The organism is Kytococcus schroeteri (genome assembly GCF_042433515.1).
GTDB classification, from domain to species: Bacteria; Actinomycetota; Actinomycetes; order Actinomycetales; family Dermatophilaceae; genus Kytococcus; species Kytococcus schroeteri.
In genome coordinates this window covers 57,469-75,950 of sequence record NZ_JBHLVH010000011.1, presented here as the reverse complement: position 1 = coordinate 75,950, position 18,482 = coordinate 57,469, and the positions used below count along the sequence as shown (strand labels likewise).

The window sequence follows — 18,482 nt, the reverse complement described above, 5'->3', positions numbered from 1 at the left end:
GAGTGACCATGCGTCCCACCCGTTCCCTCGCCGCGCTCGCCACGATCAGCGCGCTCACGCTCGCCGCCTGCGGCGGCGACCCCACGCAGGACCCCGGCGCCACCGAGGAGGGTGCCGCGAGCAAGGTGACCATCGGCAGCGGGAACTTCACCGAGAGCACGATCCTGGCCGAGGTCTACGCCAAGGCACTGCAGGACGAAGGCGTCGAGGTGGAGAAGAAGCTGGAGATCGGCAGCCGCGAGACCTACCTGCCGGCCCTGCAGGACGGCTCGATCGACCTCATCCCGGAGTACATCGGCACGTTGGCGGCCTACTTCGACAAGGAGCTGACGGTCACCGACGCCGACGAGGTCTACGCGGCCCTCGAGAAGAGCCTGCCCGAGGGGCTGGAGGTGCTCGAGTACTCGGAGGCCGAGAACGCCGACAACGTCGTCGTCACCCGCGCCACGGCCGACGAGCAGGGACTGGAGAAGATCTCCGACCTGGAGGGCAAGGCCGGGGACATGACCCTCGGCGGCCCCCCGGAGTGGAAGGAGCGCGCGCAGGGGGTGCCCGGGTTGAAGAAGGTCTACGGGCTGGAGTTCGCGAAGTTCCGCGAGCTGAGCGCTGGTGGCAACGTGACGGCTCAGGCGCTGGAGAACGGCCAGATCGACGCCGCGAACATCTTCACCACCGACCCGTCGATCGTGCAGAAGGACTTCGTGATCCTCGAGGACGACAAGGACCTGTTCAGCGCGCAGAACGTGGTGCCGCTGCTCTCCTCGGAGGTGGCGGACGACGCGGTCAGCGAGTCGCTGAACAAGGTCTCCTCGGAACTGACCGCGGAGGACCTCGCGCAGATGCAGATCGACGTCACTGACGGCAAGACGCCGGAGGAGGTCGCCAGCGCGTGGGTGGAGGAGAACCTGTGAGCGCGCGGCGGGCGGCCGTCATCGGGGCTGGGACGATCGGTCTGGGCTGGGCCGGGATCTTCGCCGGCCACGGCTGGGACGTGGCCGTGTTCGACCCGCGCGACGGCCTGGACGCGGCGCTCGACGACGCGGCGGCCGAGGCGGCCGGGGCGCTGACGGCTGCGGGGCGTGAGGTGAGCACCCAGCAGGTGCGTGAGCGGCTCGCGGTGGCCGGATCGTTGGAGGAGGCGGCCGAGGGCGCGGAACACGTGCAGGAGTCCGGGCCGGAGGAGGTGGAGTGGAAGCGGCGCACCTTCGCGCAGCTCGAGGCGGCCACGGGGCCGGGAACGGTGCTGGCGACCTCGAGCTCATTCATCACCTCCAGCGAGATCTCCCGCGACAACCTGGAGCAGGGACGGATGCTGGTGGGCCACCCCTTCAACCCGGTGCTGGTCCTTCCTTTGGTGGAGGTCGTCGGCGGGCCGAACACGCACCCGGAGACGGTGGAGACGGCCGTGGAGACCTACCGTGCCGTGGGCAAGCACCCGGTGGTGGTCGGCGCGGAGGTGCAGGGCTTCATCGGCAACCGGTTGCAGTTCGTCCTGTTGGCCGAGGCGCTGCACCTGGTGGAGCAGGGGGTGGCCACGCCCGAGGAGATCGACGAGGTCGTGCGCACCTCCCTGGGGCCGCGGTGGGCGGCGCTGGGGCCGCTGCGGGCCTCGTCGATGGGCGGGGCGCGCGGGATGACCGGGCTGTTCGAGCTGCTCTCACCCGAGCTGGAGAAGCTGCAGCCCGGGCTGCCGGACCTGTCGACGCAGATTCGGACGACCGGGGTGGTGGACGCCGCCTACGGCGACAACCAGCCGACGCCGGCGGAGGTCGCCCGGCGCCTGCGGGGCGCCTTGTCCGACGACTGATGCTGGAGACGGGCAGCCGTTGCCGGTGTTCCCGTGGGAGGTCTCGACGGGCTGAGGGCGTGGCTGCTCCGCCCGGGGGGGTGCGGGGCGGGGTTCGAGCGTGTGGGGTGGGCGCGCCGGCTGCTGCCGGCCTGCAGACCTGACCACCACCGAAGGTCCGAAGAGCCGCCAAACCGCCGTGGCACTTGCCAGCTCAGGTGTTTACTCAGGCTGTTCAGCGCGTCAGTGTGCGGCGCCGAGTTCGATGAGGAGGACTCCTCCGACGATCAGGATCAGGCCGAGGCTCATCACCCAGGTGAGAGGTTCTTTGAAGAAGATGCGGCTGAGGATCGCGGTGATCGCCACGCCCGCCGCGGCCCAAATCCCGTAGACCACGCCGATTGCGACACCTTCTGCGAGCACGACGGAGAGCATCGTGAAGGCGAAGACGTACCCGGCGCCGACGCCGATCCACCACAGTTTCTTTCCGGTGCTCACCATGCGCAGCGAGACTGTCGCGGTGACCTCGGCGATGATCGCGGCCGTGAGGCAGATGAGGGCGAGGACAGTCATGACGTTGCCTCCGTCTTCTTGTGGGCGGCTTGCGAGCCGAGTTCGACCAGCAGTACGCCGGCCATGATGAGGGCGATCCCAATGGCCATGACGAAGGTGATGGGCTCGCGGAAGATAACGAAAGACATGATCGCCGTCAGGGCAACGCCGCTGGCCCCCCAGATCCCGTACCCGACGCCGAGGCTCATCCCGTTGCGCAGCGCCATGAACAGGGCGAGGAAGGATCCGACGTAGCCGGAGATGACGAGGGCGTAGAAGCCGGGTGCGTCGAGGGCGGCTTTCAGCGAAAGGGAACCGGTGACTTCGAGGCCGATCGCGAGAGCGAGAAACACCCATTTCTTCATGACTATGAGTCCTTTGCGAGGAGGGAGAGGGCCACGTCGACGACGGCAGTGCGCTGCGGTTCGTCAAGGCGAAGCATGCCGAGGCAGCGATCGATCCAGGCGCCGTCCGCGATGAGTCGGACGGCTGCGACGTGAGGCTCGGTGGACTCGCCGAACCAGACGGCCATCCGGTCGGCCCACCGGGCCGACAGCTTGTCGCGAAGACGTGGGTCTGCCAGCAGCGCGAGGTCGGCTGGATCCATGTCCCCCAGGAGTGCGTACTCAAGGTAGGCCCGAAGGCGAGCCGTCGAATCCGCGTCGGCACCAGCGCGTGCGGTCAGCTCGGCCTCCCACTTCTCGAGCAGGTGGTCCAACAACGCCAGCGTGAGGCCCTCCTTCGTGGAGAAGTGATGGACCACACCCGGTTTGGTCAGGCCGGCGACACGTGCGACGGCGTCGATCGTCAGCGGGTCACCGGCGCGAAGGACGTCGAGAGCCGCATCGAGGATGTCACAGTTCGTTGCCACTCGGCTAACCTACCATACGTATGGTAGGTCGTCCTCTCTTCGGACGTCGGTGGGGTCTCTTGCTGGACGCGGCGACGGACCTCATCGACGCCCTGGGTGCCGAGCTTGACCACGTGAAAGGTGTCCAGCACGGCGGTGGCGTCGGCCACCGACGCCGAAGGGAGCCATCCCATCACCGGCTCCGCCACGCACGCGGACACCCCTGCCCCCACAACGACGGGAGCCCGCCGCAGGATCACCCTGCAGCGGACTCCCGTACCGGACCGACCCGGCTCAGCCCTTCCAGGCACCCAGGCGCAGCGCCGGCGAGTCAGCCCCGATGCGGGACGCTCGCTCGCCCACGTTCGGCACCTCGACCGGAGCGCCACCCGTCGCCGGGGGCTCGGAAGCGTCGGCCTCAGGAGCGGCGGACTCCGTGGCCGTCGGCTCGGCCGAGCCCTGGTTGACCGAGGCCTCGTCCTCCACGACCTGGGTGCCCGAGACCACGGCCGGGGTGCCCGTGGTCCCTGGGTCCACGACCTCCTGCGGCTGGCGGTCGGCGGCCTCCTGCGGCTGCTGCTCCTGGCCGATGTCATCCATCCGATCGCCCTGCATCACGCCCGTGGACGTGACCGGGGCGTGGGACTCATCGATCGGCGGCGTGTCAGCCCTCTCGACCTCGGCCTCTGCGGCCTGCGCGCCGCCCTGGGCCCACCCGAATCGCGATGCGGAGTCAGCTCCGATCGTCGTGCCGGTGTGGCCCTGCGGTGCGGTGGCCGCAGTCCGCTGAACGGAGCTGTCGGCCGGCGCGGAGACGGTGGGGGTGGGCTCCTCGGTCGAGGTGCTCGGTCCCGCCGCCTCGGTCACGGCCGCCTGGGACGTCGACGCTTCGCCCTCGGTCGCGTCCTGGTCGCTGCCACGGCCGGTCGCCCAGCCGAACCGCTGCGGGGAGTCGAGGCCGATCCGGTCACCGGAGTGGCCGGCCGGGGCCGTGCTGATAGGCCCGCTCGCCGCCGGGGCGGCGTCATCGTCCGGGGTGGCGGTGCCGGCCGGGGTGGCCTGGCTCGTCGTCACGGTCGTCGAGGTCTGTTCCGTCACCGCGCTCTCGGAGGGCTGCTCCGTCGCGGGTTCCGGGGAGGCCTGTGTGGCCGCCGTGACCGTGGGCTCGGGCTGGGCCGCAGCGGCGGGCGCCGTGCCCTCGGCCTGCTCTCCGCCGGTACCGGTGGCCCAGCCGAAGCGGCGCGGCGACTCCCCGCCGATCCGGTCGCCGCCGTGCCCCGCCGGTGCGCTGCCCGTGCCCGTGGCGCCTGCGGCACCCGGGGTAACGGTGGCCTCGGTGGCAGGTGCTGCTGCCTGGCTCGTCGACGGCGCGCCAGCGGCCTGATCGGTGGCCCATCCGAAGCGGGTGGGGGTGTCGACGCCGATGCGCTGGCCGGTGAAGGCCGCGGGGGCGGTGCCCGCGCTCGGTCCCGCCGGTGCAGGTGCCCCGGCCTCCGGGGTGGTGCCGTCGGCGGTATCTCCGGTGGCTGCAGCCGTCGCGGTCTCGGCGGCGGCGGTGTTGTCGGAGTCGGCATCCGAGGCAGCGGCTGCCGCGGGGGCGGTCTGGGGCGCGGACGCGGCGGTGCCGCCCGTGGGGGCGCCGTCCTGCGAGGCCCAGCCGAAGCGGGTGGGCGTGTCGGCGCCGATTCGGTCTCCGGTGAAGGCCTGTGGGGCGGTGCCACCGGCGGCGGTGGCAGCACCAGCAGCAGCGTCACCAGTCGTCGCACCGGCGGTACCGGTGGCATCCGTCGTGTCGTCCGAGGGCGCGCCGGCCGCCGCGGGCTCGTCCACGGCGTCCGCAGGCTCCTCGCCCGCGGCCCGCTCCTCCTCGACCTGCCCGACGGCGCCCTGCTCGTCCACGGTGGTCTCGCCCTCGGGGGAGCGGTCGTCCTCGTCGACGCGGGAACCCACGGGGCCCTCGGCGTCATCACCATCGGACTCGCGCGGCTCCTCGGCCGAGACACGGGAGGCAGCCTCGGCGCCCTCGGAACCGTCATCCGAGCCCGAGCCCGATGCAAGGGCTGCCCCGGCGGCGGCACTGGAGCCCGCCTTGGTGAGCTCGGAGATGTCGTCGGGGATCTGGATCCGCTGGGTCATGGCGTCGCTGGCGGCCGGGTCCGCAGTGGTCGAACCGTCCACGAGCTCGTCAGTGGCCACGGAGGACTCGGCCGCGGTCTCCTGGCCGCGGCGCACGCCGGCGAGAAGCATCTGCGCCACGTCGACGACCTCCACGTCCTTGCCGCGGCCCTCTTCCTGGGCAGCGGTCAGTCCGTCGCTCATCATCACGCGGCAGAAGGGGCAACCGATGGCGATGCGCTCGGCACCCGTGTCGATGGCCTCCTCGGTGCGGTTCACGTTGATCCGGGAGCCGAGCTTCTCCTCCATCCACATGCGGGCACCACCGGCGCCACAGCAGAAGGACTTCTCCTTGGAACGCTCCATCTCCCGGTACTCCACGCCCGGCAGGGTCGCGATCAGCTCACGCGGCGCCTCGTAGACCTTGTTGTGACGGCCGAGGTAGCAGGGGTCGTGGTAGGTCACCGACGGGGCGGTGGAGGCGAACGGCGACGGCGTGGCCACCTCGGAGGCCGCGACCGGCTGCAGCTTCTTCTCGCGCACGAGGCGGTTCAGCAGCTGCGTGTGGTGCACGACCTCGTACTTCCCGCCGTTCTGCGGGTACTCGTTCTTGATGGTGTTGAAGCAGTGCGCGCAGGTCACCACGATCTTCGTGGCCCCCACCTCGTTCAGCATCTCCACGTTCTGCTGCGCCAGCATCTGGTACAGCACCTCGTTGCCGGCGCGGCGTGCGGAGTCACCGGTGCAGGCCTCGCCGTCACCCAGGACGGCGAAGTCGACCCCGGCGATGTCCAGCAGCTCGGCGACGGCCTGCGTGGTCTTCTTCGCGCGGTCCTCGAAGGCGCCGGCGCAACCCACCCAGAAGAGGTACTCGACCTCGTCGAGCGACTCCACGTCCGAGCCCACCTGCTTGATGGGGAAGTCCAGGCCCTTGGCCCAGTCCATGCGGGTGGAGTTGGCCATGCCCCAGGGGTTCTGCTTGCTCTCGAGGTTCTTGAACAGGCCACCCAGCTCGCTCGGGAAGGCCGACTCGATGAGCACCTGGTTACGGCGCATGTCCACGATGGCGTCGACGTGCTCGATGTCCACCGGGCACTGCTCCACGCACGCACCACAGCTGGTGCAGCTCCACAGCACGTCGGGGTCGATGACGGCGCCGCCGGACGGGATGGTCGGGTCACCCTCGGTCGCGCCGACCAGCTGGCGGATGTCGAAGTCCTCCGGGGAGCCCGCCGCCATTTGCGAGTCGGGGTCCGATGCGGTGAGGGTCGCGCTCTGCCACGGCGCCTGGGCGTAGGCGGCGTCGCGCAGGTTCATCACCAGCATCTTCGGCGAGAGCGGCTTCTCGGTGTTCCAGGCCGGGCACTGCTCCTGGCAGCGGCCGCACTCGGTGCAGGTGGTGAAGTCCAGCAGGCCCTTCCAGGTGAAGTCCTCGATGGAGCCGACACCCATGCGCAGCTCGTCGTCGCCCTCGTCGGCCTCGGCGATCTCCTCGAGCTGCTCCATGCTCGTGAGCGGCTTGCCGCCCACCATCATCGGCTGCAGCTCACCCAGCGAGGTGCGGCCGTCGGCGTGACGCTTGAACCAGATGTTGAAGAAGGCCAGGAAGCGGTGCCAGGCCACACCCATCGTGGGCTGCAGGCCGATGGTGATCATCCACGCCATCGAGATGAGGATCTTGACCAGCGCCACGGCGATGATCAGCGCGCCCAGCGTGCCGGCGGAGAGCCCGGTCAGCGCCGAGCCCATCCAGGCGGTCAGCGGGAAGTGCAGGGCGCTGGCGTGCTCGGCCCCCTCCACGCGGCCGAGGGCGTACTCCAGGGCACGCAGGGCCAGGATGCACAGCACCACGCCGAGGATGGTGAACTCGACGTAGTAGGCCTGCCAGAAGGTGGAACCCCAGAAGCGGCTCCGGCGCGGGTCGCCCTTCTCCTTGGCGGCGGCCGACGGCTTGATCCGCTGGCGCAGCCAGATCAGGTACAGGATCCCGAACAGGCCGGTCCACCCGAAGAACTCGGTCAGCCACTCGAACGGGGGGAAGTGCCCGATGAGGGGCAGCGCGAAGTGCGGGTTGAACAGCTGCCCGTAGGCGGTCACCAGGGTCAGGAACAACACCCCGAAGCTGATCATGGTGAACCAGTGGGCGATCGCCACCCACTTCTTGCGCAGCATGCGGGGGTGCGCGAAGACCTCGTAGAGCATGGTCTTGGTGCGCTGCACCGGGTCGTCGAAGCGCCCCACGGCGGCCTGGCCCTGGCGGACCACGGCCACGATCCGCATCACGGCGCGGGTGAGCAGGGCGATGCCGACGGCGGTGACGGCGAGACCCAGGAGGATGGCGAGCAGCTGCAGGGGATGCATGGGGGGAGTCTACGGACGCACCCCCGTTCGCCGCGGGTGTGGTGCACCTCACCACGGAGGTCATCGTGGCTTTGCAATACAGAAACAGGTTGTGATGTTGTCGCAGACATGACCATCCACCAGGACATCACCACGACCATCGGCGGCACCCCGCTCGTGCGCCTCAACCGCATCACGGAGGGCGCCGGCGCAACGGTGCTCGCCAAGCTGGAGTCGGCCAACCCGGCCTCCTCGGTGAAGGACCGCATCGGTGCGGCCATCATCGACGCCGCGGAGGCGTCGGGTGAGTTGCAGCCCGGCGGCACCATCGTGGAGGGCACCAGCGGCAACACGGGCATCGCCCTGGCCATGGTCGCCGCGGCCCGCGGCTACAAGCTCGTGCTGGCCATGCCCGAGACCATGAGCCGGGAGCGTCGCGGCGTGCTGCGCGCCTACGGCGCCGAGCTCGTGCTCACCCCCGGCCCCGAGGGCATGAAGGGTGCCGTCGCCAAGGCGGAGGAGATCGCGGCCGAGCGCGGCGGCATCCTCGCCCGTCAGTTCTCGAACGCCGCGAACCCGCAGGTGCACCGGGAGACGACCGCCGAGGAGATCTGGGCCGACACCGAGGGCGACATCGACGCCTTCGTGGCTGGCATCGGGACCGGCGGCACGATCACCGGTGTGGGTCAGGTGCTCAAGCAGCGCAAGGACGACATCCGGGTGGTCGCCGTGGAGCCGGCCGACTCCCCGATCCTCACCGGCGGCGAGGCCGGTCCGCACAAGATCCAGGGGCTGGGTGCGAACTTCGTGCCCGAGGTGCTGGACACCGAGGTCTACGACGAGGTCTTCGACGCCCAGCTCGAGGACGCGCTGCGCGTCGCCCGCGATCTCGCGGCCAAGGAGGGCATCCTCGCGGGCATCTCCGCCGGTGCCAACGTGCACGCCGCCCTCGAGCTCGCCAAGCGCCCCGAGTTCGCCGGCAAGACCATCGTGGTGGTCGTGCCGGACTTCGGTGAGCGCTACCTCTCCACCGTCCTCTTCGAGGGCCTGACGGACTGACCGTGCTGCGCCGCCTGATCCGCCAGGTCGCCGAGGACGCCGACGCCGTGGTCGCACGCGACCCGGCCACCTCCTCGCGTCTGGAGGCGCTCCTGACCAGCCCGGGCCTGCACGCCATCGCCGCGCACCGCGTGGCCCATGCCCTGTGGCAGCGTCCGGGCGGTCGCCTGCCCGCCCGCGTGCTGGGCACGGTGTCCCGGGCCGTCACCGGGGTGGAGATCCACCCGGGTGCCACCATCGGCCGCCGTCTCGTCATCGACCACGGCATGGGTGTGGTGGTCGGCGAGACGGCCGTGGTCGGCGACGACGTGATGATGTACCACGGCGTCACGCTCGGGGGCACCTCCGGCGACGCGGTCAAGCGCCACCCCACCGTCGGGGACGGCGTGCTGCTCGGCGCCGGGTCCACCGTGCTCGGTGACATCGAGGTGGCCGGTGGCGCCGCCGTGGGCGCGGGCGCCGTGGTGCTCAAGCCCGTGCCGGCCGGCCAGGTGGTGGGCGGCATCCCTGCCGCGCCGCTGGACTCCACCTACCGGCTGCCACCCCTCACGCGCGACCAGGCCGCCGACCAGTGGGTCATCTGACGCGCAGGACGCCCCGGCCCGTCACCTGACCGCGTGACCGTGCCCGCTGCGCACGCGAGAGGCCCCCTCCCGGACGAACCGGGAGGGGGCCTCTGCTGCGCGCGGCGGCTGCCGCGTCACCACCGGGGTGGTGCGACCTCAGTGCTTCGTGTCGCCGAAGGACGAGGTGTTGGTGGTCGGCTGGAAGCCGGAGGTGGCGCCGCGGGTCGGGGTGGTGCCCGTGGTGCCGGTGGTGGTGGCCGGACGACCGGTGGTGTTGGTCGTCTGCGAGAAGGACGAGGTGCCGGTGGTGGCGGTGCCGGTGGTGGTCGAGTCGGAGTTCTTCTCCTTGACCTCGGCCACCTTGTCCTTCACCTGGTCCTGGGCCTGGGAGAAGGCGGACCCGGTGGAGGTCTTGGCGGTGCTCACGGCGTCCTGGACGCGCGGGTCGCCCCACAGCGTCTGGGCCTGCTCCACGAGGGAGTCGTACTTCTCACGGCCGGCGCGGGCGCCGAGCACGTAACCGATGCCGGTACCGACGAGCAGGAGGAGCTTGTTCTTCATGGTTCTACCTCTCAGTGGTGTTCGGGTTCTTACGGTCTTGAGCTGGGCGGGGCGCCCGGGTGGTTCCCGGCGGGCCCGGGAACCGCGGCGGTCAGCCCTTGGCAGCGGCCTTCAGGGCGGAGCCGGCGGACAGCTTGGCGCCGAAGGAGGCCGGGATCTCCATGGTCTCGCCGGTGCGCGGGTTGCGGCCGGTGCGAGCGGAGCGCTCGACGCGCTCGATGGTCATGAGACCCGGGAGGGAGACCTTCTCGCCCTTGCCGACGGTCTCGCAGATGACATCGCCCATGGCGGACAGGACCGCGGCGGCGTCCTTGGCGGACACGTCGGCCTGCTGGGCGATCGCGCTGGCGAGCTCGGTGCGGTTCATGGGAACTCCTTGTTCGTGCACTTGCATGCGTCGAGGGGGGTGTCGGACGGCCGACGTGACCCCTCCGGATGGAGGCCGACTCGTGCCGGCACTGGCTCCATCATGTCCCATGACAGCCTCAACGCAAGTGGCCAGCCCTGCAACCGTGCCGAATCGGAGGGCGCGAGAGGGGTCCGCGTAGGGTGGGCCACCCCCGTGCGCGGCCCTGCCGCCCGGGGACGGGAGGGCTCGCATAGTGGCCTAGTGCGGCGGTCTTGAAAACCGCTATGGCGGCAACGCCATCGTGGGTTCGAATCCCACGCCCTCCGCTCCGGACGCCGCGTGACCTGTGTCTCTGCGCCGCCCAGCCCGGTGGCAGGAGGGCCTGTCGGTGGTACCGTGGAATCAGGTTGCACGACGCAGTACCTCGCACGTCGAAGGAACATCGTCCGCTCCACGGACGCACATCTGGTTGATCTACGGCAGGCTCCGCCCGCCGGGGGTTCTGGCAGCAACTCGTGATCGGCGCCTTCCGCCGGTCATCGCCAATCCAAAGAAAAGGAATCCCCATGGCACAGGGCACCGTCAAGTGGTTCAACGCTGAGAAGGGCTTCGGCTTCATCCAGCAGGACGGCGGCGGCGACGACGTCTTCGTCCACTTCTCCGCCATCCAGACCAACGGTTACCGCTCGCTGGACGAGAACCAGCGCGTGGAGTTCGAGATCACCCAGGGCCCCAAGGGCCAGCAGGCGGAGAACGTCGTCCCCCAGTGATTTCCCGCTGATCGTCGCGGCTGGCCGCTGACGACAGCACCACGCGCACAGGGCCCCACCTCCTCGGAGGTGGGGCCCTGTGCCGTGCCCGGCCCGTGGCCCGGGCCGGGCGGCCGCCTCAGCAGGTGGAGGCCAGGTCCTCGGCGTCGCTCGGCGACGGCTCGGGGGTCGGCTCCTGCGTCGACGGCTTGGGCTTGGGCTTGCCGGTCGGCTTGGGCGGGTGGATGGCCCGCTGCACCATCGTGTGGATGGCGTCGAAGTCCGGGTCGGAGGTGTCGATGCGCTCGTTGGTGAGCGGCAGGCTGCGCATGCGGCCGTCCTTCATGCGCATCGTCAGCTGGGCCCAGGCGGGCAGGTCCTCCTGCGGGATGTCGGTCCACACGTTCTGCTCCAGCGCGCCGGCGATGGCCGGGTACCGGCGCACCATGTCCAGCGGGTTGGACTGGTCCACCAGGGCGCCCACCATGCAGCGCTGGCGGCTCATGCGGTCGTAGTCCGAGGTGGTGGCGCGCGAGCGGGAGAACCACAGGGCGGTGTAACCGTCCATGTGCTGCTGGCCGGGCTCGATCCAGCCCGTGATGGAGCCGGGGACGATCTCCCCGTTCTTCACCTTGCCGCCGATGGGGATGCGCTCGCCCACGGTGATGTCGACGCCGCCCATTGCGTCCACCAGCTGCTGGAAGCCCTGCAGGTCCACGGTCACCACGTGCTGGATGTCCAGTCCCACCACGGCCTCCACGGAGTCGCGCGTGGTGTCGGAGCCGGGGTTGGCGTTGTCGCCGAACAGCTCGCCATGGTTGGCGGCCTCGGACCACAGCGCGTTGATGAGGCAGGTGTTGCCGCAGTCGTAGCCGGACGGCCACAGCTGGTGCAGTGGGTTGCCGGCCGGCACGGGGGCCTTCTGCAGGTTGCGGGGGACGCCGATCAGCACCGAGTCGCCGGTGCGGGGGTCGATGCTCATGACCATGAGGGCGTCGGGGCGCACGCCCATGCGGTTCTCGGCGGCGTCGGAGCCCAGGAGCAGCAGGTTGACCCGGTCGAAGTCCTTCCACGGGTCGTCCTCGTGCACGGCCGGACCCCCGGAGGCCGGTGCGCTGCCGCCGGCGAAGACGGTGCTCACGGCCTGGCGGTGCGCTGCCACGAGGTTGAGGGTCTGGACGGCCGGCGCCAGGACGAGGCCGCTCATGAGCAGGGCCACGCCGGTGAGCGCAAGGGAGCCGCGGGTGTCCAGGCCGCGGGGGCGCGTGACGCGCGCAGTGATCGCGATGAGGACGATCCAGGCCAGGGCGGCCAGGAGCACGCCGCCGGCGAGCAGCAGCAGCTGGGTGCCGGAGGTGGCCACGTCGAGGGCCGTGCCCACGAGGCCGCCGCTCACGAGCTTGACCACCAGCCCCAGGAGCAGCAGGAGGCAGAGGCCCACGGCGAGGGCGCCCAGGCGCCAGGCCGGTGTGAACACCAGGCCGAGGCCCGGGACCACGCCGGAGAGCGCCGTGAGGCCCAGCGAGCGGCGGAGGGACGGAGGCCGGCGGGTCCGGGACGGGACCCAACCGGTACGGGACGAGCCGCCCGCGGGCGGCTCGTGGTCGGCAGAAGTGCTCACGCTGCTCCTCTGGTGGTGGCGCGTCCGTGCCGGGGGGATCCACGGACGATCAGCACCGGCCGCACCCCCGGCCGGTGCCCCATAGCGTACTGCCGGGAGCGTGCCTGCAGGGGCCGCCGCAGTGGGGCGCGCCGACCTGATTTCGGTCCTGCCGGGGGAGCAGGTACCCTGACTCCTCGCATCCTGATGCGAGGAGACGTCGCCTAGTCTGGTCTATGGCGCCCGCCTGCTAAGCGGGTTTGGGGTTTATAGCTCCATCGAGGGTTCAAATCCCTCCGTCTCCGCCGACTCGCGAGAGCCCGGAACCGTTGAGGTTCCGGGCTCTCGGCGTGTGGTGGGGCTGCCAGGGGAGCGGGGCCCTCGGGTGCTGCGGCCGGTCGTCCGTCGGCCAGGGCCTGCACGTCGAAGGCCCCGACCGCGTTTCCGCGGCCGGGGCCTTCGAGGACTGTCTCAACACAGTGCGCGCCTGTAGGGATTCGAACCCCAAACCTTCTGATCCGTAGTCAGATGCTCTATCCGTTGAGCTACAGGCGCCCATCTCGGTGATCCACCGGAGTGGCTCATCGGGACGAGGAGAAACTATAGGGCACATCCGGCGCCGATGCCAATCGGCGACCTGCGGGGCCTCATCGCACGAGGTCGAGGGCCCAGGTGAAGGCGCCCAGGAGGGCGGCGAAGCGCAGTGTGCGGCCCACCGTCATCGAGACCACGCAGGCCACGAGGGACATGCGCAACTGCCCGGCCACCACCACGAACACCGCCAAGGGGGGCACCCCCACGAGGCTGGAGAGGAACATCGTGGCCTGCCCCCAGCCCGGGTGGCGCTGCATCCAGTCCACGAGCCGGTCGTAGCGCTCCCCGACGGCGGGCTTCTCCAGCTGGCGGCGCATCCACGGCCACCCGACGCTCCACCGCCCCAGGGCGTACCAGGGCACCTTGCCGAGGGCGTGTCCGAGCGCGGCGGCGAAGGCGACGGTCCACACGCCCACCCGGTCGGTGAGGGCTCCCACCCCGCCCAGCCACAGCTCGATGGGGACGCCCGGGACGAGCGCCGAGAGCGCCCCGAAGCCCAGGGTCCCGAGCAGCAGCCACCACATGGCCCGCAGTCTGTCAGGACCGTCACAACGGCCCGTCAGGATGCGGGACCCGGGGCCCGCGCTGGCTAGCCTGACGGCGCCACCAGCCCACCGACATGGAGCCCGATGAACCCCGTGCGTCGCGAGACCCTCGCCACCGTCCTGCGCCTGGCGGCCGTCGTGCTGCTCCTGGGCGTGCTGCCGCTGGTCTCCACCCCCGGTGCCCTGGACGTCCGTGAGCCGGTCCGTCGGGTGGTCATCGCCGCCGTCATGACCTGCACCGCCGGGCTCTGGTGGGTGGAGCGGGAGGACCCGCGGCTGCCGCGTCCGGTGTGGTGGGCGATGGGGGCGGTGGGCCTGGCTGCGGTGCTGGCCACCTGGCTCTCCACCAACTCGTGGCTCTCGGTGGTGGGGCGCTACCCGCGCAACGAGGGACTGGTGATGATCGGGGCGTACCTGGCGGCCCTGCCGGCGGGGGCGCTGCTGTTCGCGCACCAGGCGGGGCGCCGGTGGGCGGTCTGGACCGCCACCGCATCGGGCTGGGTGCTGGTGTGGATGGGGGTGCGCGATGCGACGGGCGGGAGTGCCGGCCGCGTCGTCACCGCCCTGGGCAACGCCTCCACGGTGGGCTTCTGGGGTCTCATGCTGGCCGCCTGGCTGGGGTGGGTCACGTGGCGTGAGCGCTCCCGCGTGGCGCTGGCGGGCGCGGTGGCCGGTGGGGCCCTGCTGGTGCTCGGCGCCTCGCGCGGGGCGCTGCTCGGGCTGTTCGTGGGCGCGGCCCTCTCGCTGGTGCTCGTGGCACGCACGGAGGGGGTGCGCCGCGTCGTCGCCCCTGCCGGGGTCATCGTGGCCGGGGTCGTGGCCGTGCTGGCACTGCCCATCACGCGCGACCGCATCTTCCTGGAGCAGGAGGGGGCCGGTACCAACATCACCGTGCGGCTCATGATGTGGCGCCGGACGGCCCGGCTGGTGCTCGAGCACCCCGAGGGGGTGGGGCCGTCGCGCTGGGTGGCCTCCGTGGCCGATGGCTACGGTCCGGCCTGGCAGGCCGAGGCCGGGCCCGGCGTCACGCTCGACGCCGTGCACAACGTGGTGCTCCAGACCGCCTCCACCCTCGGCGTGGTCGGGCTGCTCGCGGTCACTGCGCTGGCGGTGGCGTGCGGCCAGGTGCTCTGGCGCGCGGTGCGGACCACGGGTCCGGGGGAGGGGCCGCGCAGCGCGTGGTCGCCGGCGGCGCTGGTGGTGGGCGTGGGGTTCTGCGTGGCGCTGATGTTCGCGTACACCGAGCCGGTCTTCGTGGTGCCCGGGGCCGCCCTGGTGGGCGGGGGGCTCGCCGCCGCGTGCCGGGACGACGAGCCGCTGGTGCGCGTGCCCCGGCGGTGGTCCGCGGCGGAGCGCGCCCGGGCCGGGCGGCTGCGGCGCGGGGCGGCCGCCGCGGTGTCGGTGGCCGCGGCCGTCTCGCTCGTGGGCAGCCTGATGGTGTGGGACGCCCACCGCCACGCCGGCAGCACCGTGGCCGCCGGGCCGGCCGGTGCCGCCGCGGGGCTGGAGCGCACCCACCGGGCCGCGCCGTGGGACCCCAACCCGGAGGTGCTGCTGGCGGGCCGGGCCACGGCGCTGGCGGCCGGTCGCACGCCGTGGAATCCCGACTTCGGTGCCTCGTCCCGGCCGCAGTACGAGGCCCTCACCCGCCGGTGCCCCGGCATCGGGCCCGACCAGCGGTGCCTCGTGTGGCAGTCGATGGCGGCCGTGCAGACCGGGGACGCCGACACCGGGCTGGCGCTCGCCCTGCGGGCGCTGGCGATGGGGCCGGACGACCACGCGTCGCGCACCGCCCAGCAGGGCGCGCTGCTGGCCCTGGGGCGGCCGGACCTGGCCGTCCTGGGGGCTCGGGAGCACGTGCACCGCAATCCCGAGCTGTTCTCGGCCTGGCGCATGCTGGCGCGGGCACAGAAGGCGGCAGGCGACCTCGCCGGTGCGCAGGTGAGCCAGGCCCGGGCCGACCAGCTGCAGTGGGAGGTCCAGGGGCTCTGAGCGGCCCCGGGGTCGATGCCTGTCAGACCTTCTCGGCCGTCTGGGTGGTGGGGTCCCACTTGGTGATGCCGCGGGCCTCCCACCCGCGGCCCTTGACGGCCTCGCGGGCCCGGCGCTTGTCCTCCGGCGAGAGGCGCTCCACGTAGAGGTGCCCGTCCAGGTGGTCGGTCTCGTGCTGCAGGCAGCGGCCGAGCAGGCCGGTCCCCTCCACCACGACCTCGTTGCCGTCGAGGTCCGTGCCGGTGACGCGCGCCCAGTCCGAACGGGCGGTCGGGAAGCTCTCGCCGGGCACCGAGAGGCAGCCCTCGTGGTCCTCGTCGGGGTCGGCGGCCAGCGGGGAGACGTGGTGCTTCTCGAGCACCGGGTTGATCACCACGCCGCGGGCGTCGGCGCCGGCCTCGGGGTCGTGGCTGCAGTCGAAGACGAAGATGCGCCAGCGCACACCCACCTGGTTGGCAGCCAGACCCACGCCCTCGGCGGCCTCCATGGTGTCGAACATGTCGTCCACCAGGGTGCGGATCTCGTCGGTCACCTCCTGCACCTTCTTGGTGGGCTGGTGCAGGGCCTTGTGTCCGATGACGGTGATGGGGCGGACGGCCACGGGTGCTCCTCGGGACGGCGGTGACGGCGGGGTGGGTGCGGGACCCGGGCCGTGAGTCTAGGTCCTGCGGCGGTCGCGGGGGTCCTCGTCCCAGAGCTCGTCCCAGGCGTCGAGGGCGTCGTCTCCGTCCGCGCGCTCCGGGTCGTCCCACGCCTCGTCGGGTTCCCCGGTGTCCGGCAGCTCGTCGTCCCACTGCGGGGCGTCGTCGTCGACCTCGTCCTGCATGAGGGGGTCGCCCTCGCCCTGCTCTCCGCCGAAGATCTGGGCCACCAGCGCCCGGTAGTGGTGGTCGGGTCTCGGCACGTACTCGATCTCCGACAGGGCCTGGTTCTGGCCGGCGGACTCCATCGTGAACGTGCCGTAGCCCAGCAGGCGCCCCAGCAGCGTGCGGCCGTAGTTCATGTCCGTCACCTTGGACAGCGGCATCATCGCCACGCGGCGCACCACCACGCCGTAGGTGAGCAGCAGGCGCCGGTCGGTGCCCACGAACCAGGTGCGGCGCCACTCCCAGAGCAGGAACAGGGCGCGGCCGAGCACGGCGAACCACACCCACCACAGGAAGTCAGCCACCACCACGAGGTCCTGCGGGGCGGTGCTGCCCACCCACAGCACCAGGACCAGGCCGGCCACGGCGGAGCCGACGGGTTCCACGACGGTCACCCAGTGGCGCCGGACCGCGATGACGACCCGTTCACCCGTCACCAGGTAACGGGCCACCAGGTCGAGGTCGATCTGTGGGTCAGTTCCCATCCAGGACGCTGTTGTAGAAGTCGCCCAGGCTGCGGAAGGCCTGCACGATGATGTCGCCGATGGCCCGGAAGATGTCGCCGGTGCGGTCCGGGCTGGTGAAGATCGCGTAGACGATGAAGAGCAGGAGCAGCCACCACAGCAGCTTCTTGAATCGGTCTTGCACGCTCATGGGTCCTCTTCGTCTCGGCGGGGTCTCCCGGCATCGTGCCAGACGGCGACCCTCGCGGCCTCAGACCACGCCGTACAGGCGGTCGCCGGCGTCGCCGAGCCCGGGCACGATGTAGCCGTTCTCGTCGAGCCTCTCGTCGATGGCGCCGGTGACCAGGGTGACTGGCACCTGCAGGTCGGCCAGAGCCTCCTCCACGCGCGCGATGCCCTCCGGGGCCGCGATGAGCACGATGGCGGTGATGTCGTCGGCGCCGAGGTCCACCAGGTAGCGGACGGCGTCCACGAGCGTGCCGCCGGTGGCCAGCATCGGGTCCACCACGTAGCACTGGCGGCGGTCGAGGTCGGCGGGCAGGCGGTTGGCGTAGGTGTGCGCCTCGAGCGTCTCCTCGTTGCGGACCATGCCCAGGAAGCCCACCTCCGCGGTGGGCAGGAGGCGCACCATGCCGTCGAGCATGCCGAGGCCGGCGCGCAGGATGGGCACGACGAGCGGCTTGGGGGTGGCCAGCTCCACGCCCCGGGTGGTGGCCACGGGGGTGACGACCTCGCACTCCTGCACGCGGACCTCGCGGGTGGCCTCGTAGGCCAGCAGGGTCACCAGCTCGTCGGCCAGGCGGCGGAAGGTGGGCGAGTCGGTGCGGTCGTCACGCAGTCGGGTGAGCTTGTGGGCGATCAGCGGGTGGTCGGCGACGTGGACGCGCATGGGGAAAACTTACGTCAATGAGCACCGTGCACAACCCCGACCGGCCGACCCAGGAGGAGTGGGTCGGATGGGCCCTCGAGGCCGGCGAGCACGCCCTGGCCAGCGGGGACGTGCCGGTGGGGGCCGTCGTCATCGGGCCGGACGGGCAGGTGCTGGGGCGGGGGTGGAACCGGCGCGAGGCCGAGGGGGACCCGCTGGCCCACGCCGAGGTGGTGGCGATGCGCCAGGCCGCCCGGGCGCGGGGTGGGTGGCGCCTGCAGGACTGTGCCCTCGCGGTGACGCTGGAGCCCTGCCTCATGTGTGCCGGGGCCATCGGGCAGGCGCGGATCCCGCTGGTGGTGTTCGGGGCGTGGGACGACAAGGCGGGCGCGTGCGGCTCGGTCTGGGACGTGCTGCGTGACCGCGCGGCCCTCCACCGGGCCGAGGTGCGCGCAGGTGTCCGGGAGGCGGACTGCCGGCGAACCCTGGGTGAGTTTTTCGTGACGCGCAGGGTCTAGTACCCTACCGGGCGGTGACGTGTCCGAGCGGCCGAAGGAGCTCGCCTCGAAAGCGAGTAATGGTTGACGCCATTCGTGGGTTCAAATCCCACCGTCACCGCCATTTTC

At 71.5% G+C, this 18,482-nt stretch carries 19 protein-coding genes, 4 tRNA genes and 1 pseudogene; 10 read left to right on the top strand and 14 right to left on the bottom strand.

Going from position 1 to position 18,482, the window contains the following annotated elements:
• The first annotated feature begins 8 nt into the window (after window positions 1-8).
• Both ACFFHC_RS05050 and ACFFHC_RS05045 read left to right on the top strand, forming a co-directional pair.
• Entirely contained in the window at window positions 9-911 is a 903-nt protein-coding gene (locus ACFFHC_RS05050; protein ID WP_379803526.1) for an ABC transporter substrate-binding protein, read from the top strand.
• The gene (locus tag ACFFHC_RS05045; RefSeq protein ID WP_181443090.1) at window positions 908-1,807 is read left to right on the top strand and encodes a 3-hydroxyacyl-CoA dehydrogenase NAD-binding domain-containing protein; all 900 of its coding nucleotides are present in this window, start codon (window positions 908-910) and stop codon (window positions 1,805-1,807) included. The genes ACFFHC_RS05050 and ACFFHC_RS05045 overlap by 4 nt, the downstream gene beginning before the upstream one ends.
• A 222-nt stretch (window positions 1,808-2,029) precedes the next feature.
• Here ACFFHC_RS05045 and ACFFHC_RS05040 read toward each other — a convergent pair whose 3' ends face one another.
• The 5 genes and pseudogenes from ACFFHC_RS05040 to ACFFHC_RS05020 form a co-directional block, all read right to left on the bottom strand.
• Window positions 2,030-2,359 (bottom strand): DMT family transporter, encoded by a 330-nt coding sequence (locus tag ACFFHC_RS05040; protein WP_141494189.1) that lies wholly within the window; start codon window positions 2,357-2,359, stop codon window positions 2,030-2,032.
• Window positions 2,356-2,703 (bottom strand): DMT family transporter, encoded by a 348-nt coding sequence (locus tag ACFFHC_RS05035; protein ID WP_141494188.1) that lies wholly within the window; start codon window positions 2,701-2,703, stop codon window positions 2,356-2,358. The genes ACFFHC_RS05040 and ACFFHC_RS05035 overlap by 4 nt, the downstream gene beginning before the upstream one ends.
• A 2-nt stretch (window positions 2,704-2,705) precedes the next feature.
• Window positions 2,706-3,209 carry a TetR/AcrR family transcriptional regulator gene (locus ACFFHC_RS05030; RefSeq protein ID WP_141494187.1) on the bottom strand — a complete coding sequence of 168 codons (504 nt, stop codon included), beginning with the start codon at window positions 3,207-3,209 and terminating at the stop codon, window positions 2,706-2,708.
• A 17-nt stretch (window positions 3,210-3,226) separates the two neighbouring features.
• Window positions 3,227-3,358, bottom strand: a pseudogene (locus ACFFHC_RS11590) (transposase); the annotation flags it as partial.
• A 124-nt stretch (window positions 3,359-3,482) separates the two neighbouring features.
• The gene (locus tag ACFFHC_RS05020; protein WP_379803519.1) at window positions 3,483-7,664 is read right to left on the bottom strand and encodes a heterodisulfide reductase-related iron-sulfur binding cluster; all 4,182 of its coding nucleotides are present in this window, start codon (window positions 7,662-7,664) and stop codon (window positions 3,483-3,485) included.
• A 108-nt stretch (window positions 7,665-7,772) separates the two neighbouring features.
• Between ACFFHC_RS05020 and cysK the strand changes: the two genes are divergently transcribed.
• Both cysK and epsC read left to right on the top strand, forming a co-directional pair.
• Entirely contained in the window at window positions 7,773-8,702 is a 930-nt protein-coding gene (gene cysK, locus ACFFHC_RS05015; protein ID WP_379803516.1) for a cysteine synthase A, read from the top strand.
• Between the two features lie 2 nt (window positions 8,703-8,704).
• Window positions 8,705-9,286: a serine O-acetyltransferase EpsC gene (gene epsC / locus ACFFHC_RS05010; protein WP_331250400.1), complete on the top strand. Its 582-nt coding sequence runs from the start codon at window positions 8,705-8,707 to the stop codon at window positions 9,284-9,286.
• Window positions 9,287-9,424: 138 nt separating this feature from the next.
• On the opposite strand, the gene ACFFHC_RS05005 is transcribed toward epsC, so the two are convergent.
• Together ACFFHC_RS05005 and ACFFHC_RS05000 are read right to left on the bottom strand one after the other, a co-directional pair.
• Window positions 9,425-9,829 (bottom strand): hypothetical protein, encoded by a 405-nt coding sequence (locus ACFFHC_RS05005; RefSeq protein ID WP_070705565.1) that lies wholly within the window; start codon window positions 9,827-9,829, stop codon window positions 9,425-9,427.
• Window positions 9,830-9,920: 91 nt separating this feature from the next.
• Complete coding sequence (locus ACFFHC_RS05000) at window positions 9,921-10,196, bottom strand: HU family DNA-binding protein (protein ID WP_070705564.1); 276 nt, start codon at window positions 10,194-10,196, stop codon at window positions 9,921-9,923.
• 221 nt (window positions 10,197-10,417) lie between these two features.
• Between ACFFHC_RS05000 and ACFFHC_RS04995 the strand changes: the two genes are divergently transcribed.
• Window positions 10,418-10,504 (top strand) — tRNA-Ser (locus ACFFHC_RS04995).
• Between the two features lie 240 nt (window positions 10,505-10,744).
• Window positions 10,745-10,948, top strand: coding sequence for a cold-shock protein (locus ACFFHC_RS04990; protein ID WP_070705563.1), 204 nt, complete (start codon window positions 10,745-10,747; stop codon window positions 10,946-10,948).
• A 118-nt stretch (window positions 10,949-11,066) separates the two neighbouring features.
• Here ACFFHC_RS04990 and ACFFHC_RS04985 read toward each other — a convergent pair whose 3' ends face one another.
• Entirely contained in the window at window positions 11,067-12,548 is a 1,482-nt protein-coding gene (locus tag ACFFHC_RS04985) for an LCP family protein (protein WP_070705562.1), read from the bottom strand.
• A 192-nt stretch (window positions 12,549-12,740) separates the two neighbouring features.
• Between ACFFHC_RS04985 and ACFFHC_RS04980 the strand changes: the two genes are divergently transcribed.
• Window positions 12,741-12,832 (top strand) — tRNA-Ser (locus tag ACFFHC_RS04980).
• Window positions 12,833-13,009: 177 nt separating this feature from the next.
• Here ACFFHC_RS04980 and ACFFHC_RS04975 read toward each other — a convergent pair.
• Both ACFFHC_RS04975 and ACFFHC_RS04970 read right to left on the bottom strand, forming a co-directional pair.
• A tRNA-Arg gene (locus tag ACFFHC_RS04975) sits at window positions 13,010-13,082 on the bottom strand.
• Window positions 13,083-13,174: 92 nt separating this feature from the next.
• Window positions 13,175-13,645: a VTT domain-containing protein gene (locus tag ACFFHC_RS04970; RefSeq protein ID WP_101850112.1), complete on the bottom strand. Its 471-nt coding sequence runs from the start codon at window positions 13,643-13,645 to the stop codon at window positions 13,175-13,177.
• A 105-nt stretch (window positions 13,646-13,750) separates the two neighbouring features.
• Between ACFFHC_RS04970 and ACFFHC_RS04965 the strand changes: the two genes are divergently transcribed.
• Window positions 13,751-15,658, top strand: coding sequence for an O-antigen ligase family protein (locus ACFFHC_RS04965; RefSeq protein WP_101849317.1), 1,908 nt, complete (start codon window positions 13,751-13,753; stop codon window positions 15,656-15,658).
• 22 nt (window positions 15,659-15,680) lie between these two features.
• Here the strand turns inward: ACFFHC_RS04965 and def are convergent, their stop codons facing one another.
• The 4 genes from def to upp are packed head-to-tail and all read right to left on the bottom strand — an operon-like array spanning window position 15,681 to window position 17,877.
• Window positions 15,681-16,259 (bottom strand): peptide deformylase, encoded by a 579-nt coding sequence (gene def / locus ACFFHC_RS04960; RefSeq protein ID WP_070704258.1) that lies wholly within the window; start codon window positions 16,257-16,259, stop codon window positions 15,681-15,683.
• Between the two features lie 57 nt (window positions 16,260-16,316).
• Complete coding sequence (locus tag ACFFHC_RS04955; protein ID WP_070704255.1) at window positions 16,317-17,009, bottom strand: PH domain-containing protein; 693 nt, start codon at window positions 17,007-17,009, stop codon at window positions 16,317-16,319.
• Entirely contained in the window at window positions 16,999-17,178 is a 180-nt protein-coding gene (locus tag ACFFHC_RS04950; RefSeq protein WP_070704252.1) for a hypothetical protein, read from the bottom strand. Before ACFFHC_RS04950 ends, ACFFHC_RS04955 begins: the two co-directional genes overlap by 11 nt.
• Window positions 17,179-17,238: 60 nt before the next feature.
• Window positions 17,239-17,877 (bottom strand): uracil phosphoribosyltransferase, encoded by a 639-nt coding sequence (upp, locus tag ACFFHC_RS04945; protein ID WP_070704249.1) that lies wholly within the window; start codon window positions 17,875-17,877, stop codon window positions 17,239-17,241.
• Between the two features lie 17 nt (window positions 17,878-17,894).
• On the opposite strand from upp, the gene ACFFHC_RS04940 reads away from it, so the two are divergent.
• Together ACFFHC_RS04940 and ACFFHC_RS04935 are read left to right on the top strand one after the other, a co-directional pair.
• Complete coding sequence (locus tag ACFFHC_RS04940) at window positions 17,895-18,374, top strand: nucleoside deaminase (RefSeq protein WP_070704246.1); 480 nt, start codon at window positions 17,895-17,897, stop codon at window positions 18,372-18,374.
• Window positions 18,375-18,387: 13 nt separating this feature from the next.
• A tRNA-Ser gene (locus ACFFHC_RS04935) sits at window positions 18,388-18,477 on the top strand.
• The last annotated feature ends 5 nt before the right edge of the window (window positions 18,478-18,482 follow it).

Excerpts from the sequence above, each read along its gene's own strand:
- ACFFHC_RS05050 (WP_379803526.1), top strand. The coding sequence starts at position 9 with ATGCGTCCCACCCGTTCCCTCGCCGCGCTCGCCACGATCAGCGCGCTC.
- ACFFHC_RS05040 (WP_141494189.1), bottom strand. The coding sequence starts at position 2,359 with ATGACTGTCCTCGCCCTCATCTGCCTCACGGCCGCGATCATCGCCGAG.
- ACFFHC_RS05035 (WP_141494188.1), bottom strand. The coding sequence starts at position 2,703 with ATGAAGAAATGGGTGTTTCTCGCTCTCGCGATCGGCCTCGAAGTCACC.
- ACFFHC_RS05020 (WP_379803519.1), bottom strand. The coding sequence starts at position 7,664 with ATGCATCCCCTGCAGCTGCTCGCCATCCTCCTGGGTCTCGCCGTCACC.
- cysK (WP_379803516.1), top strand. The coding sequence starts at position 7,773 with ATGACCATCCACCAGGACATCACCACGACCATCGGCGGCACCCCGCTC.
- ACFFHC_RS05005 (WP_070705565.1), bottom strand. The coding sequence starts at position 9,829 with ATGAAGAACAAGCTCCTCCTGCTCGTCGGTACCGGCATCGGTTACGTG.
- ACFFHC_RS05000 (WP_070705564.1), bottom strand. The coding sequence starts at position 10,196 with ATGAACCGCACCGAGCTCGCCAGCGCGATCGCCCAGCAGGCCGACGTG.
- ACFFHC_RS04990 (WP_070705563.1), top strand. The coding sequence starts at position 10,745 with ATGGCACAGGGCACCGTCAAGTGGTTCAACGCTGAGAAGGGCTTCGGC.
- ACFFHC_RS04970 (WP_101850112.1), bottom strand. The coding sequence starts at position 13,645 with ATGTGGTGGCTGCTGCTCGGGACCCTGGGCTTCGGGGCGCTCTCGGCG.
- ACFFHC_RS04965 (WP_101849317.1), top strand. The coding sequence starts at position 13,751 with ATGAACCCCGTGCGTCGCGAGACCCTCGCCACCGTCCTGCGCCTGGCG.
- ACFFHC_RS04955 (WP_070704255.1), bottom strand. The coding sequence starts at position 17,009 with ATGGGAACTGACCCACAGATCGACCTCGACCTGGTGGCCCGTTACCTG.
- ACFFHC_RS04950 (WP_070704252.1), bottom strand. The coding sequence starts at position 17,178 with ATGAGCGTGCAAGACCGATTCAAGAAGCTGCTGTGGTGGCTGCTCCTG.
- upp (WP_070704249.1), bottom strand. The coding sequence starts at position 17,877 with ATGCGCGTCCACGTCGCCGACCACCCGCTGATCGCCCACAAGCTCACC.
- ACFFHC_RS04940 (WP_070704246.1), top strand. The coding sequence starts at position 17,895 with ATGAGCACCGTGCACAACCCCGACCGGCCGACCCAGGAGGAGTGGGTC.